The organism is Candidatus Zixiibacteriota bacterium (genome assembly GCA_040753495.1).
GTDB lineage: Bacteria > Zixibacteria > MSB-5A5 > GN15 > PGXB01 > DYGG01.
Genome location: JBFMEF010000042.1, coordinates 17,722 through 32,051 on the forward strand (window position 1 = coordinate 17,722; position 14,330 = coordinate 32,051).

A 14,330-nucleotide genomic window follows, 5' to 3' on the forward strand; every position below is an offset into this window, starting at 1 on the left:
TTAAATCTCCTCGATTATCGGTTCTCCGGTATCATCGCGATAGCGCATCTGAATTTTCTTGGGGGCTCCTGATTGAAATCGTTTCGCCCACTCTTTGACTTCGGTCAGGGCGTAAACAATCGCGTCCACCAGGTCGTCATGGAAGGTTCCTTCGCCCGTGAACATCTGCATTTGCGTCATCAGTTCCAATTGCTTACGGTCGGCGTAATTGAAATGGACTTTCTTCCGCTGCACCAGTCCCTGAACCTTATGCGCCCGCATGACCTTGTCATGGATTGGCTTGACCTGTTTTAAGTTTAGGCTGGTTGAGTAGAGTTTTTCCTTATCCTTGATTTCGGTGATGATGGCGTCTTCGTTTGGCTCTTTGCAGCGCGATTCGACGATGGTTTTGTTCTGGTCGTATTTGTCTTTGACAACGAATAGTTGGTCAACCGCTTCCTTTGTTGTCCAGTGGTTATTCTCGGCATTCAGAACATAGACATCAGGGTCGCTGCCGTGCGTAGCGAGCACGGTCACTATCGCCGTATAGTCAGCCTGGCTGTTCTTGCTCTCTGCCGGGTCTATGGCCGTAACGATGTAGTGATTATTCCGGAGCACCTCGCGGTAGGCCGCGCTATCCGGCTCGTATTTGGCAAACCACTCTTCGCGAAAGACAGGATTGCCGGGGACCAACGGCCGAAGAAGATACTCGGCATTGTAGGCGTCCATTCCGATTTCGTTCCTGCGAAACTCGAGGAACTCGTCAGGGAACTGTTGCGGCCAGACCGATTTTCCAGAGCCGACCGGATGCTCCGCGGGAAATCCAAGGTAGGTGTACCCGGGGAGTTTCTTGATTTTCGAGAGAAGCGATAAAGGCGACATTCCCGTGCCGATAAAAATCAAACGCTGGTCTTTGAGTAGGACCGGAAGGACATCGTCAAAGAGCCAGGCTTCGTCCGATTTGAGCACCGCTTCGCTGCGCATATCCCGGATATCCTGAGGGTCGTCGACTATCACAGAGCCGCGACTGCCTCGAACGGAGGCGCCCTTTCCACGCGAATAAAAGTCACAGCGGCTGCCGTCGGCACGGATAACCTGGAGATGGTCTTGCCCCCAGTGGTCGCCGCGGCGAAACTGGTAATCATGCTTGAGAAGGGAATTCTCTTCGAACTCGCGCTGCATAAGCTGCATCCACTTTGTGGCGATACCGGTCGGACCTCCTGAAGCCGAAAGAAGCTGCACCTCTGGCACCTGCGTCTCACAGATGAGATAAGCCGGGTAAATGCGGCAGGCGATTGAGGACTTGGCCAATCCACGGAAGCCCTCGATGACGATTCGGGTGAGGCTGTCGTCATAGAGGGCGGCATAGATTTCCCGGTGCGCCTTCGGGACCGGCGCGGTAAGAAGCGGACTGAAATACTGCGCCGCGAAAAGCTCGATTGGATTGAGGTCGAAATTGCGGTTAATCACTTCTCCCTAACCTCCCCAGGAATAATCTCTTTGACCTTCACGCCGAATTGCAAGAGGGCATTTCGAAGCGACAACACGCGTTGCTGCTGCAGCTCAACGAAATTCACATCGCCAGCGGGATTGTTGATTTCAATGCCGGACTGACGCGCAAGTATACCCATATTTTCCGCAAGACGAATCGCTAGTCGCAAGTCACCGCCGTCTTCTCGACCCCGTCCTGCCAGGTAACGCTCAAACACTTGCTCGACCTTCTTTAGGTAGTCGTAGTGGACTTTCCGCCATAATTTTCGGTATAGTGGACTGTTTTCCAGATAGGTCCGTAGCGTTTGTAAGTCATAATCGATGGTGCGTTTCGATAATCGAAGAGCGTCAGCAATAGCTCTTTTTGACATACCTGACATACGCAAGGCGTGCACCACAAGCTCGCGCTCATTGGGAACCGCGGGCTCCAGTTTCTTTTGCTGTTTAATTCCCTTCCGTTGTCTTGTCACTCTGCGCAACTGTTTCCAACCCTTCGTAGTTTTATTTGTTTTCGCCGCTCGTAACGGGACAGATAGTGGACTAATGCTTCTCGGATGATAGAGGCCTTGCTTCGCTTTTCGTCGATGGAGCGCCTCACCAGTTTAGTAGAGATATCTGAAGACAGCTCCACGGTAAAGGCATAGCATTTCACACCATTCTGTCTGATCCTGGCGACCATTATTTTGCGTAAAGTTCCTGAAGTGTTTCTATGGTTAATGGTCCTTTTTGGAGCCAGAGTTTATATTCTTCAACCCAGCGCGGATTATTTTTAATCGTTTTTGTTATAAAATTCACTGTTACTGGGCTTTTGGGTTGGGAGAACATCGCCCAATACATCGCCCGCTCTCGCTCTTTCCGCTCTACCTCGGTCAACTCCTCCCATGGTTTTTTGGGGGTTTGACACTCTACTGAATCTTTCTGGTCAGTTGAAGTTGTTAGACCGGTAGGTTCGTTTTTTGGAATTGCTCTTTTTTGGTCATCTCCTTTGGGTTTTGAATTTGTATTAAGGGGAATCTTCCGAATCTTCAAGGATTCGGAGATTCCCTTATCTGAATCAGAATCAGAATCCAGATTCAGATTCAGATAGTCGGCATAGGGTATCACTAAACCATATTTATTGACATAGACTTGCAAGACGAAACCAACAAAGAATGAAGGCAGAATGGGGCATTTACTCGGCATTAGTGTACCATTTCCGTACCATTTCGGCCTGTTTTTAACATACACCTCGCGGTATTCTTTAACCCTTTTTGACTCCTCAAAAATGCCGGAAAATCCCCATTTTTTTAGGAGCCTTACACAGCTCATCATTTGTGATTTAGAGTACTTCCCTTTTGCCAGGGAGTAATACATCCCAGACACCCACCAAACATGACTTCGGTCGGCCGATATCTCAAGTTTTCCGATACTCTCGAAATAGTCAACAATCCGCCGAAACCGGTCTGTTCTCATTCGGCATAATTGTGCCGATATTTTCTCACTTAAAGGACAAACTCCAGACATGTCTCGCTTATCCATAATTAACCGCGCCACCACCAATTCATCGGCACTTCGGTATTCATCTTCCTCCCAAAAACTCTCATACACTAGGTGCGGCATATATATTACTCCTCAAGAGCTCCCTCAAATCTCACATATTCCGGCACCCAAACGACCGGTACCTCCGCGGTTCTCCCGCCGCGATTTTTATCGACAATCAGGCAGCACTTGCGGTTGATTTTATCCCCGTCATGATGGATGAATATGACGACATCGGCGTCCTGCTCTATGGCGCCGGATTCGCGGAGGTCCGAAAGTCGGGGTTTTCGCCGCTTTTCACCCTTGTCAACATTCCGGTTAAGCTGGGCACAGAGTAGAACCGGCACGCGAAACTCCCTCGCTAAAAGCTTGAAAGAGCGCGTCATATTCGCCACATCCTGTTCACGGTTAGCTGACCTCTTGATGTTGTCGGGCGTTACTAAGGTGAGATAATCAATCGCTATTAGTCCAATTTTGCCTTTCCGGTCTTCTTCTTTGGCGATGGCCCGAATTTGCAATGGGGTCAATCCAGGTTGGTCACAGACCAGGAAATTTGAGCCCTCTTTACTGAGGTAGTCGCCCGCCAAGACAACTTCAGACCAACGATTATCCTGGATGTTAATGTCGGAGATAAAACGTTGGCTGGAGACACGAGCGCGGCTGAGAAGCTGACGTAGGAATATTTCTTTGGCTTCCATTTCGAGACTAAAAAGAACGGTTTTCTGCTTTAGCCGTTGAGAGATATATTCGCAGAAGTTCAGAAGTAGGGCGCTTTTCCCTTCGCTCGGCCGGGCGGAGATAATAATAAGCTGTCCCGGGCGGAACCGCATAATTTTATTGAGGTCGTCAATATGAGTCTTAAATCCTAACTCTTTATTCCCTTGATTAACCTCGTCGAGTTCGCTTAAGAGGTCAGGTATAATGTCAGCCGCGCGGACAATTGTTGCCGTTTTGCCTGAGCTCGAAACAATATCTACCGCTTCTTGAATCAATGGCGCCACGTCGGCCGGCTCGGTTCCGTATTCGTAAGCCTGTGCGATAATCTCATTGCCTCGTTCGACCAGCCGGCGCAGTTGGTATTTTTGAAGGAGAATTCCGATGTAATGCTTGATATGGGCGGTGGTGACGATACCGTCTATCAGGTCAATAAGATATATCCGGCCGCCGGCGATGTTGAGTAGCCCGTCGGCCTGAAGCTTTTCGGTGGTCATGGTTATATCGACGGGCTTACCCTCTTCATAGAGAGAGAGCATCGCCTGATAGATATATTGATGTGGGGGAGCGAAGAAGGCTTCCGGACCAGGGATCAGTGAGGCCGAGACGTTGATGGCATCCGGGTCCATCAGAATAGAGCCAAGAATCTGCTGTTCAGCGTCTATGGAGGCCGGGGGTGGACTCTGTGAAAAGTTTTGCCTTGAAGACCTCCTTGTCTTCCTTTCTTGCCGCATCCCTGCTGCTTTTGTTGTCATGCCGCGATAGTCCGTTATTGCCAATAAGTGCTAATTTCTACTAATTACTGTTTAGATTTTTTCTGCTCTTTATTTCACCACCAATGTCAAACCGAAGTAGAACCTGACCGATAAATCCGAGGGAAGCCGCCGTTCCGGGGTGCCGGCGAGCTCCTGCGGCAATTAGAAAATCGGTGCTTTGGTCTCGCAAAACCTTTTTAGTCAAAAGAACCTGAGCTCCTATATAAGGTTCAAAATTCTGCCGGTCTAATCTAACGACCGGTCCAGTCAGCAGACTAAAACCTCTGCCGATAATCGATTCCACCTCCAGCATCACCGTTGAATAGCTGGCGTTGCCTTCCAAGGAAAGAATAAGGTTCCCATGGTAATCGCGGGGGATAATCCACCGGACGGAACCGCCGGGCTCCCAGGTAGAACGGGATGTTAGAGCTGAGTATCCTAGGATAAATTCCGACCCGCTTGACTGCGCCCGGGCTATTGCCGCGAGCAGAAGCAGACTAATGATTAGAAGCGTTTTCATCGGGGGTCTCCTCTCTTTGGTCGCGCAAAAATTCATCAACCGTCTTCCCCCCTGTAATGTTGGGGTCAGAGCCAAAGCAATCTTCCAATTCTACCGGTTTGCATGATGCCTTACGACTCTCATTTTCCTCTTTTCGCCCCCACTGCGCCGCCTCCTGCACGGCGAAATTGAAGATTTCTTCTATATTTTTAATCATTTCAGGATTGAACTTGGATGGCAAATAAATGTATTCGTCTAATCGATTCATCCCCCTCTGCACAATCGCCGCCAGTTCGGGCGGTAGGTCATTGCTCATCGGGAACCTCTCCTTCCAGCCGGGCGAGACGGTCTATTATTGGAAGCCTCCTTCATATTCGCTATTTCTTGCCTCGTGAAGCGATACTTGTTGGGAACATTTATGATGCAGAGGTCAGCGTAGGTCTTGAACATCTTGCCCAATTCACTCTCCGGCTGTTTATAGTGCAGGGTGTAGAGGAATTGAGCCGTCAGTCGTAGGGCTTCAATTCTATTTGACATCTTTGCGCTCTCCTTCCTTCCGCCTCTGGCGGGGTTATCCCTTCGGGTTCAATTTCCAAAACATTTTCGATGACTTTCTCAATTCGAGAACCCGCTTGAATATCTTCAATGGATTTTTACTTATCATCAAGTCTCGATAAAAGTTGATATGATTAGCTATCGCATCATCCCGCCATTGAATATCTTTTATCAACTCCCCAATGTATTGTTCATGCCCCTCGTAATACCAAGACTCGGCAATCTCCTTGAAATTGTTATACCATTCATCGGGAATGAAAAACCTGACGACCTGGCCAGGCATATTGCCCGGTGTATTCTTGAAATCCATTGGACGATAGTCAACAGTGTAATGATTGGGTGGAGGAACCTCTCCCTCTATCATAGCAGTTGTTATTTGTAATGGATTGAATTTTGCTTCTCTATAGTAACACTGTTTCCAATCGAATTTCTCGAATCGAATAATGTAGGTTACTCTATCATTCATATCATCACTCCCTGTCTTATTTTGTGTCCGCCGAACCGGACGTATTGGGCGTTGAGTTCGCCCGTCAGTATGCGGTTCACGCCCGCCCCTTGTTCAACTGTTCGCAGAAATCGGCAAAGATTCACGATTTGCATTACCACCTTCTCCATTGAATAATTTTACATTTATGACATTGTCTATATACTTCTTTGCAACTATTTGATGATGCGATGATAGGAGCCCACTCACTCCAGTCGTGAATTTCACATGTTATTGACCAATACATATTCACCCCTCGACCACCAGGTCGGCGTTCTTCTTTCCCCCACTGCGCCGCCTCCTGCACGGCGCAGATGAGGATATCTTGCATCATATCGTCTGCCGGTTTAAAATCCGGTGGGATGGCATGGGCGATGGTATAGTATTTCCCAAATTCCTTCATCGCCCGCTCCACAATCGCCGCCAGTTCGGCGGGCAGGTTAGTGCCTTGCGGGGTCGGTTTGTCAGACATCGTCATACCTCCTGAGAAATTTTATCTTCACGATAATAGTGCCACTTACCTTTTGGCACGTCAGGGATTTTTAGGTAAATCTTTTCTTTCATATCAGCGCCTCCTGCGCCAGCCTGCGGGCGGCTATGGCGATTCTCACCCCGTCGTTATCGGCGTACGTCGTCACAGTCACCCCTCGACCTCCTTACAGTTTCAAATAATTAACCAGGATATGCACGAAGAAATCATACTCCAGGCCGCGTATAAAATCATTATCCCTGCCGGCGAAGAAATACTCCTTTGCCCGACGGTAGTCCTCCCATGACCGGCTCCCCTCCTCAAGGCCAATCTTCCGAAACTCGTCCAGGAGCCGCTGCTCCTGGCAGAGCATGACCAGGGGCGAATTATCCCCTGGCCAACGGAATATGTCATCGGGCAGATGGTCTATGCCTTTATGCATCTCTTTTCACGCTCCTTCCAGTCGGCCAATCCGATATCCATAATGGCCCGGTAGGGATATTTCCGGATCTCCTTACTGTCAAAATCGATATTCTCCCCCGGCCAGTTTAATCGATAATGCCGCTTTTTGTCGTTTTCGATTGCTTCGCCGAATTTCCCCAGCGCCTTCCGCAAACGGTAGATATAGCGGGAGACATTATGCCGAAGGGCCGGGCAATGGTCGACCAGATTGTCCAGATGCATCCACCCGTCCAGCTTCTGCCATACGAAGTTGTTCTGGTCTTCTCTCTGTAGCAGGTAAATCCGCTTCCGATGTGCCGCCAGGCGGGCGAGATATTCAAATTCCCGGCCACGTAGATAAAACGGAATCTGATTTATAACGACCAGGAAGCGAACCTGTAGTTTGGCTGTCTCTTTGCGCATCGTATCTGAACACCTAACAGCCTTCCCGCTTATCAACATCCGGCCTTTGTGTGCAATAGTCATATCAAATCTCCCACCGCTCGGACCTGATGCAGCCGGGCCTTGCGATTTTTCATTCTGTCCTTGACATCGTGCCGGTTATGGCACCGCTGGCAGAGGGCTGCCAGGTTCTCCGGCCGATTGTCCCGGGGGTCGTGATTGAGATGCGCAATAGTGAGGACAACCTTAATGTTTTTGTGTCTTACACCATCCCTGCCCCAACTATATTTATTGAACCGCTGATTGGGGTCGGTATAATAGGCTTTTCCCTGGCGATCGCGATATATGATGAAATGATTTCGAACGCCGCAGAATTCACAACAATTACCCGCTCGCTGAAGAATGACCTCGCGAATAATGTCCCAGTTCTCCGGATAGAGCGGCTTCATTTCTGGTCTAATGGGCGTCATGCCCCCTCCCCCAATCCTATATTTTCCGGAAAAATAAATCCGTTCCGGTCGTCATAATAGATATCGGCATAGATTTTCCGGCTTCCCGTCTCGAACTCGGGGTTTTCATTTACCCAGTCAAAAGGGATTGACTGTTCCTCGAGCCATTCCACCGCCCGAGATAATTCCTTTCCCTGGCGGCAGGTCCATATAATTATTTTGTCGCCGGCGAGGTGATGCCTCTTCAAAATTTCTATGTTCTTCGGAATAGGCTCTCCAATGTCCGGATATTTGTTGGTGACCAATGTACCGTCAAAATCAATGGCGATATATCGACAACGCGAAATATCCAGGCCTGCGATGCGCATCGACGTCGTGGTCGTAAATGACCCCTTATTCCGTATCAATTCCATTGCAACTCCTCTCTGGCATAGAGCCGCGGGACATGGTCTATAATCACAAAGAGCGGTATATTTGGCCGCACCCCAAAAATCGTTACCCCCGGACGAACCTTCCCTATCTTCCACAGATGCCGGCAGAAGGCGACATAGGCTTTCTCGGAGAAACTCAAAAACCGTGATTGTCCCGCCAGCGCCTCCATGGCAGCGTTGTAGACTTCCAGGCCAAGGTCAAGCATTATTGCTCCCCATCTGCATAAATGCCACCCTGCTTCTTTTCTTGCGCCACTTGCCCAGGGGAATATTGAGACATAGAGTTACCAGATTATCAATAGTATAGAACTCAATTGCGAGCCTGTACCAACCGGTGAGACACTCGGAAACATCGTATGTCTTAGCCTCTCCGAATAGAACCCGAAATCGAAAAATGAGAACTGTGAACTCAAGCAGATACTGTCCGGGACGCCATGTTATCAGATAGAGCGCCCAATGCTTCCAGAAATTCTTCCAGAGCCAGGGGTCGGCATATTTCTCCTTTGGAAATCCTATCTGCCAGTTCATCCTTGCCTCCGCGACTTATTGGCGTCCCAGCGGCGCGCCAACTCCAACTTGCCAGGGCGGCGCCGGCGCATCTTGCGGTAGTAAGCCCGGTCCGGAACCAGTGTCCGGCAATTTGCCTCCAGGCAAGTCCAGCCATGAAGCTGATGGCTGTAGACGATATGCAGCGTCTGGCATTTAGGACAGCGGGTGATATTCTGGGGGATGGATTTTTTCATGCCTTAACCTCTCCCACCGAAGCCGTCAATTTTAATATTTCATTTAGATTGCTATCCTTCTGAATCTGGCCGGACTCTACAGCCAGGCCTATCTTCTGACCAATAGTCTCTCCCGACTTGTCGACCAGGAATCCGGCGAAGACATCGGCTGGAGTATTTACATCGTATAGAATGGAGATACAGGTCGCCTTCACATAATCCGCCATAATCCGCCAACCGACCCTCTCCGCCTTAGCCTGAATATTTGCCGTCACCTGCTTATGGAAGGCACTGTCGTATCTCATCCGGCGATGGGTTATATCCGAATAGGAATTGAGAAGCGAATTGACAATCTTCTGCGGGTCAATCACCCAGCGGAACGGCGCTCCCTTATATCCGGCCAGAATCATATTCTTTCCCTGATTGCGGATCTGGCCAATCTGGTCGAACCCGGCGCTTTCCAGCATGTCGATAATCTCTGCGATCGACTTATTGACTGAGACTTCCGTGTCGGAGAGAGGTAGAGATTTTTTAGGCATCGTGTAGTTCCTTTAAACTAATTTTCTCTGCCGCGAGCAGGGAGGGAAGTAAGATGGTTGCTACTGAATCAGGGACAACAATCCTGTGGTTTACCCTGCCCGCAGCCATGTTAAAATCCCGCCTCATTCGAACGGACAGCTGGTCCAGGGGCTTTACCCGCGCTGCCCGAAGGAGATGTCTGGAGGCGGGAAACTTTCTTCTTTTCATCTCTCTTATCAGCCGTCTCCTCTTCGGCTGTCACCTTGAGCGGTCCCGAGGTGACCTCAGTGATGAAATACTCAAAACCGTCATCCTTGCAGGTCTCCTCGAATATCTTCTTCTTGTCGGCGTCGAGTTTCTCATACCCGTCGATGCAGATCACCCGGAGTTTCCCGGCCTCGGCCAGTTTCCGGGCGATATCGACCGCGAAGACAACCTTCTCCGAATCGGAGAGCTTGTCGGCTGGAACTCCATCGAGAAATATCTCCTCATCGCGGATTTCCAGATTATTAACCGGCAGTTTGACCTGGGAGAGAAGTCTCTTCGGAACGGTTGTGGTCAGGCTGACATAAAGGTCATCAAGCGACTGATGTTCCTCTTTTTTCTCCGCAAGTGCCTCTTTCCGCTTCTCAATCTCCTCCAGCTTTAGAAGCAGCTTCTGGCTCTGATTGTAGCGGTTAATCCGGCTTTGCCTGGCGGCGACATCGGGAGCGACAAATTCCTTGACCTTATCAGCCAGAGATTTACCTTCATCTCGCAAGCGGGACAATTCTTCCCGCTTTTCGGCCAGGCGCCGCTCGAGGTCGTCGATTTCAGAAATTATCTGAGTCGCCCTCTGGCGCTTGGTTTCGAGCGACCTCTTGTCGGCCTCATGCTGATTGATGAGCGCCGTCTCTTTCCCCAACTGCGCCAGCTCGGCCTGAAGGTCGAACCCCTTGAACTCTTCCGGATTGACTGTCTCCGGAATGTCCCGGCTGTCCTGCTCGATAGCCTTGGTCAGCCTGGTGACCTCAAGATTCACCTCATGCCGGCGATTATAGACATCGGACTGCACCTTCTTAAGGACGGTCAGCCCGTGCTGCTCGTAATCGTAAGACTCAAGCTTTATTCCGGCATCATCCGGGGTCTGCCATCCGAGGTCGTAGAGAATTTTCTCAAGGGATGGTTTCGGGACTGTGAACCAAATCGACTTGAGAAACATCTCGGTGCGCTCTCTCCCCTTGAGAAGGAGGAACTGGGTGGGGTCGAAATTGAAGGCCGTCGGTCCCAATATAGCCTTGAGGAAATTCGCCGGACGGTCAACTTCCTTGCCTTCCATCGTCACCCGGACATCGTTGCTGGTCGGCGTTATGGTCCGCTCGACTTGAATGTCACCGTCAAGCTCTATTAGAATCTGTGACCGGTCGGCCCCCTTCTCGACCAAGAACGGGTCCTTGCCCGAGGATTTCATCGCCTCGGTTATGGCCTTGAGGATGGAAGATTTTCCGACACCGTTGCCGCCCTGGATACGGTTTATCTTCCCCACCCTGGCCGTTTTGAATTCCGAAATTCCCATGAACTTCAGAATCGTAATCTTCGTGATCTTCATATTGACATCTCCTTAGAGTTTATTCTCGATTAATTGTTAGAAGCCCAGGTCTCCGGTTTTCTTGCCCCGCATACTTGCGGGGTTCGGCTTCTCACTTCCGTTAGCGGGTTTCTTCTCCGGCTCATGCCCCTGATGCGTACCCGGGTCGCCGGCGGACATGCTTTCGGTCGACAATCCGCTTTCCTCAGAAGAGGCAGAAGCCGGCCCTGTCTCGCTTTCATTATGACCATTATCAGGATATTCCATAACGACCTCTTCCCCTCCAGCCAAATGAGTAACCGGATTCTTAATGACACCCTGGTCATAGCTGAGCGCTAATTCCATATCCTGAGTCATTGGCGCCCATTTGGAAATATTCAGCTTATGAACGGTCTTAAGAGCCATCGCCTCGAAAGTATCAAACCAGGGACCGATGCCCCTTTTATAGGCCTGCGAATACCTTTCAGCATGGGCCTTAATTTCCTCCACAGTCATATAGAGATAATGCTCATATCCGTTCGTGAGCCGGAAATAACTGACATACCCAATGACCTTCTCGGATGCCTTTTTGCTGAGGTCATATTTGAAGTCTCCGGTGATATTATCCCAGAGAATCAATTGCCCTTCGTATACTGGACTGGCGTTCATTCGAGAGAATTGCCCGGACCGCAATCCCAGCTGCGAATATCCCTTCCATCCCATCTGGAATTGCGCCTGTCCTTTATAGGGGACGATGTGCGCAAAACCGAGACTCGGATTTATGGGTAGGTCAAGTGTAGCCGCGACCATGGCAGCCGAAATTACACTGTCAGGCGCTATTTGAGAGAGCTGACTATTGGCCTTTACTGCCGATATAACGCTGCTTACAAACCCGGCAGCTTTTTTCCCGAGCACTTCATTGAACCTGGCCCTGATGGCGGGACTGTCAATTCGCTCTTTCAGGGTCAGCGCTTTTGTTGTGACTGTCATTTTATTTCACCTTTCATATTTATCAGTTATCTGCCACTCCAGAATTTGCAGGTAATAGCATATCCGCAGTAGCGCTTAGTACAAATCCATCCCTGGGGGTCTGCCGGCATAAGAGCCTGTTTTCCTGCCCGAACGGCGTCCAATATTTCGATAAATCTCTCTATCCGGCGGTAGAGGGGATTAATCCAGGATGGCCCCGGGGCTAGGACCTCAATATCGGTCTTGGGAGTCTTGGTTTTGATGACCTTGTGATGATAGACCTTAGACGGGAATCTTCCCGTCTCCATTTTGAAGGCTGTCGCGTACATAGCCATCTGGGGAGACATGACCGAGGGCTCATTTTTGCTCATAGTTTTAATGTCTCCGACAGCATCATCCTCGAGGATGTCAATGCGCCCAGCCAAGTCGACCGGATACCCCTTCAGTTCGATCACAAACTTCTTCTCAACCTCAACCGGAAAAACCGTGGGGGCAAGAGTGCTGTGATATTTCAGAGAAAGGTCCACGGCCCGGTCGACCGCCTCACCATAGGTCTTTTTCTGGTCGATAGCTTCTTCCTCCTGGAGTGTCACTCCCTCATTCCATTCAGATTCAAAAGCGGTTCGGCTTATATCTTTTATCTCCTCAGAAGAAAGCAGCTCTCCGGTGCTGATTTTATTGAGGAAATCCTGCTCGGCTACGGTATGGACATTTCTGCCAAGAAGAAGCGCTATTCCGGGCGGGATGACCTCTTCCTTCTCCCATATGCCAAATCGTTCTCCGTATCGCCGCTGAAATTGAATGCCACATTTGGCGAGCATGTTGAGCATGGAGACATGAAGCTGGGGCTTGATGCCCGAGAAGGTCTCATCTGATTTTACTCTTGACATATTTTCCAACATCTCCTATTTTTAAGCGTTGATGATATCTGATTGATTTCAGGCGGTTGATTCTCAGTGCACCGAATCAGCCGCCTTTCTGTTTCTCCTGCCGCGACCCACCTGAATATCCAGCTGCGCTCCCTCGGGAAGCTCCAGGTCCAGCTGAATCTTGCGCATCTCCAGACGGTACGCCGGGCCTTGCTCCATACATTCCGAGAGCATCTGCAGGTCAGCCGCCTCTTGAAGAGAGCGGCGACAGCGCAGCGTCACTTCCACCACCGGTATTTTGGCGTCGGCCGGACCGGCCAGCCTATGCTTCACACCGGTCACACTCACACCGCGAAGTTCAATCGCGTCACTCATAGCTTAATCTCCTTTCCTTTGATAATGTCTATCAACTCTCTATATGCTTTCTTAATCTGCGGCGCTCCGACGACCAGTCCGAGCGCTATTATCATAGCCCACCAGACGGCCAGCAACCACCCTATCAATGACTCCATTCATTCTCCCCTCTTGCTTAAGTTTCAGCACGGCGGAACGATATTCTCCGGCTCCCGCATCGCTCCGGACTTTGAAGTTATCCGGCCGTTCGGGACCGCTATGTCGCCGCCGACTATCCATGTTTTCTGTTCCTTGTCCGGCGTGGTTGATTTTTCAAGCTCCCCGTTGAGATTGCTTTTAATTAACTCCGCCGTCGCCATAAGCGACTTATAGAGCAACCGGAGCGTCTCCTGGTGCCCCCGTATCTGCCGCTCGAGAAGACGGATATCGCTGAGAACATCCGCCACTTCTTCATGCATGAATTGCGCTTTGTCTTGAAGCCTCATCTTACTGACCTCTACCCTTACGCCAGCCGGATAGCGATGCCCAGGGCAATTCCGCTCCAGAGAACGGCATAGGCATGCAGTTTAAAATGAGCTATCATCTTGATTCACTCCTTTCCTGTTTTTCGGCGCTTCTAATCTCCCGGGATTTGCGGAGAATGTCTTCGAAGGTCACATCTTTAACCGCTGGCAGTTGCAAGAGAACCTTCTTCCGGTTTCTCCGGATGACATTCATCCGCGAAATCTCCTCGGGAGTTGGATTCGTTGTTTCATGGGGAATCTCCGGAAGCGGGCCGCTGAATCGGTTGTGAATTTCATCTCCGGAGATATAGGTCTTCCGCCCGGGAACCTTCGTCGCCCGTATCGCCCCGGCGTTTATCCAGGCGTAAATCGTCTGCACCGACTTGCCGAAGAACGCCGCCACCTGAGCGACGGTGTAATACTTTCCCCGGACGATGCGCATGGGCGCGCGCATTTTGGGGCTTGACAAAGTGGAGCGATTAGCTATATTATCGCCGGAAGGGATTTCTAACGGGCTCACGGACGTATCCCCAGACATTAGTGAACGGTTTCTTTTTTCGGAGCGGGTCGGAGGATTAGACTGGAGTCGTTTGGCTTCCGTATCACGTCTATATCATCCCCCAATTGTAGACCGTTTTCCTCTACCCACTTGGGAAATACT

The 14,330-nt window shown here is 50.2% G+C and carries 24 protein-coding genes; all 24 read right to left on the bottom strand.

What is annotated here, in order from left to right; all coding sequences use genetic code 11:
* On the bottom strand, positions 1 to 1,449 hold the full coding sequence (locus AB1690_02490; GenBank protein MEW6014171.1) for a hypothetical protein: 1,449 nt from the start codon (positions 1,447 to 1,449) through the stop codon (positions 1 to 3).
* Positions 1,446 to 1,949, bottom strand: a complete 504-nt coding sequence (locus AB1690_02495; GenBank protein ID MEW6014172.1) for a hypothetical protein — start codon at positions 1,947 to 1,949, stop codon at positions 1,446 to 1,448. Before AB1690_02495 ends, AB1690_02490 begins: the two co-directional genes overlap by 4 nt.
* A 199-nt stretch (positions 1,950 to 2,148) precedes the next feature.
* A complete protein-coding gene (locus AB1690_02500) occupies positions 2,149 to 3,069 on the bottom strand; it encodes a hypothetical protein (GenBank protein MEW6014173.1) in 921 nt (306 codons plus the stop codon).
* A gap of 5 nt (positions 3,070 to 3,074) precedes the next feature.
* Positions 3,075 to 4,436, bottom strand: a complete 1,362-nt coding sequence (locus AB1690_02505) for a replicative DNA helicase (protein ID MEW6014174.1) — start codon at positions 4,434 to 4,436, stop codon at positions 3,075 to 3,077.
* A gap of 61 nt (positions 4,437 to 4,497) precedes the next feature.
* The gene (locus AB1690_02510; protein MEW6014175.1) at positions 4,498 to 4,977 is read right to left on the bottom strand and encodes a hypothetical protein; all 480 of its coding nucleotides are present in this window, start codon (positions 4,975 to 4,977) and stop codon (positions 4,498 to 4,500) included.
* Entirely contained in the window at positions 4,955 to 5,272 is a 318-nt protein-coding gene (locus AB1690_02515; protein MEW6014176.1) for a hypothetical protein, read from the bottom strand. The genes AB1690_02510 and AB1690_02515 overlap by 23 nt, the downstream gene beginning before the upstream one ends.
* Complete coding sequence (locus AB1690_02520; GenBank protein MEW6014177.1) at positions 5,269 to 5,493, bottom strand: hypothetical protein; 225 nt, start codon at positions 5,491 to 5,493, stop codon at positions 5,269 to 5,271. The genes AB1690_02515 and AB1690_02520 overlap by 4 nt, the downstream gene beginning before the upstream one ends.
* A 34-nt stretch (positions 5,494 to 5,527) precedes the next feature.
* A complete protein-coding gene (locus AB1690_02525) occupies positions 5,528 to 5,977 on the bottom strand; it encodes a hypothetical protein (GenBank protein ID MEW6014178.1) in 450 nt (149 codons plus the stop codon).
* A 133-nt stretch (positions 5,978 to 6,110) separates the two neighbouring features.
* Entirely contained in the window at positions 6,111 to 6,467 is a 357-nt protein-coding gene (locus AB1690_02530) for a hypothetical protein (protein MEW6014179.1), read from the bottom strand.
* Between the two features lie 184 nt (positions 6,468 to 6,651).
* Positions 6,652 to 6,906, bottom strand: a complete 255-nt coding sequence (locus AB1690_02535) for a hypothetical protein (protein MEW6014180.1) — start codon at positions 6,904 to 6,906, stop codon at positions 6,652 to 6,654.
* A complete protein-coding gene (locus AB1690_02540; protein MEW6014181.1) occupies positions 6,891 to 7,328 on the bottom strand; it encodes a helix-turn-helix domain-containing protein in 438 nt (145 codons plus the stop codon). Before AB1690_02540 ends, AB1690_02535 begins: the two co-directional genes overlap by 16 nt.
* A gap of 59 nt (positions 7,329 to 7,387) precedes the next feature.
* Positions 7,388 to 7,777: a hypothetical protein gene (locus AB1690_02545; GenBank protein ID MEW6014182.1), complete on the bottom strand. Its 390-nt coding sequence runs from the start codon at positions 7,775 to 7,777 to the stop codon at positions 7,388 to 7,390.
* Positions 7,774 to 8,169, bottom strand: coding sequence for a hypothetical protein (locus AB1690_02550; GenBank protein MEW6014183.1), 396 nt, complete (start codon positions 8,167 to 8,169; stop codon positions 7,774 to 7,776). The genes AB1690_02545 and AB1690_02550 overlap by 4 nt, the downstream gene beginning before the upstream one ends.
* Positions 8,160 to 8,393 carry a hypothetical protein gene (locus AB1690_02555; protein ID MEW6014184.1) on the bottom strand — a complete coding sequence of 78 codons (234 nt, stop codon included), beginning with the start codon at positions 8,391 to 8,393 and terminating at the stop codon, positions 8,160 to 8,162. The genes AB1690_02550 and AB1690_02555 overlap by 10 nt, the downstream gene beginning before the upstream one ends.
* On the bottom strand, positions 8,386 to 8,715 hold the full coding sequence (locus AB1690_02560) for a hypothetical protein (GenBank protein MEW6014185.1): 330 nt from the start codon (positions 8,713 to 8,715) through the stop codon (positions 8,386 to 8,388). Before AB1690_02560 ends, AB1690_02555 begins: the two co-directional genes overlap by 8 nt.
* The gene (locus AB1690_02565; GenBank protein ID MEW6014186.1) at positions 8,712 to 8,930 is read right to left on the bottom strand and encodes a hypothetical protein; all 219 of its coding nucleotides are present in this window, start codon (positions 8,928 to 8,930) and stop codon (positions 8,712 to 8,714) included. Before AB1690_02565 ends, AB1690_02560 begins: the two co-directional genes overlap by 4 nt.
* Positions 8,927 to 9,448: a hypothetical protein gene (locus AB1690_02570; GenBank protein ID MEW6014187.1), complete on the bottom strand. Its 522-nt coding sequence runs from the start codon at positions 9,446 to 9,448 to the stop codon at positions 8,927 to 8,929. Before AB1690_02570 ends, AB1690_02565 begins: the two co-directional genes overlap by 4 nt.
* 110 nt (positions 9,449 to 9,558) lie before the next feature.
* A complete protein-coding gene (locus AB1690_02575; GenBank protein MEW6014188.1) occupies positions 9,559 to 11,016 on the bottom strand; it encodes a hypothetical protein in 1,458 nt (485 codons plus the stop codon).
* Positions 11,017 to 11,052: 36 nt separating this feature from the next.
* Entirely contained in the window at positions 11,053 to 11,964 is a 912-nt protein-coding gene (locus AB1690_02580; GenBank protein MEW6014189.1) for a recombinase RecT, read from the bottom strand.
* Positions 11,965 to 11,990: 26 nt separating this feature from the next.
* A complete protein-coding gene (locus AB1690_02585) occupies positions 11,991 to 12,833 on the bottom strand; it encodes a PD-(D/E)XK nuclease family protein (GenBank protein ID MEW6014190.1) in 843 nt (280 codons plus the stop codon).
* A 63-nt stretch (positions 12,834 to 12,896) separates the two neighbouring features.
* The gene (locus AB1690_02590) at positions 12,897 to 13,187 is read right to left on the bottom strand and encodes a hypothetical protein (GenBank protein MEW6014191.1); all 291 of its coding nucleotides are present in this window, start codon (positions 13,185 to 13,187) and stop codon (positions 12,897 to 12,899) included.
* Entirely contained in the window at positions 13,184 to 13,324 is a 141-nt protein-coding gene (locus AB1690_02595) for a hypothetical protein (GenBank protein MEW6014192.1), read from the bottom strand. The genes AB1690_02590 and AB1690_02595 overlap by 4 nt, the downstream gene beginning before the upstream one ends.
* A 24-nt stretch (positions 13,325 to 13,348) precedes the next feature.
* On the bottom strand, positions 13,349 to 13,651 hold the full coding sequence (locus tag AB1690_02600) for a hypothetical protein (GenBank protein MEW6014193.1): 303 nt from the start codon (positions 13,649 to 13,651) through the stop codon (positions 13,349 to 13,351).
* A 94-nt stretch (positions 13,652 to 13,745) separates the two neighbouring features.
* The gene (locus AB1690_02605; GenBank protein ID MEW6014194.1) at positions 13,746 to 14,189 is read right to left on the bottom strand and encodes a helix-turn-helix domain-containing protein; all 444 of its coding nucleotides are present in this window, start codon (positions 14,187 to 14,189) and stop codon (positions 13,746 to 13,748) included.
* Positions 14,190 to 14,330: the final 141 nt, after the last annotated feature.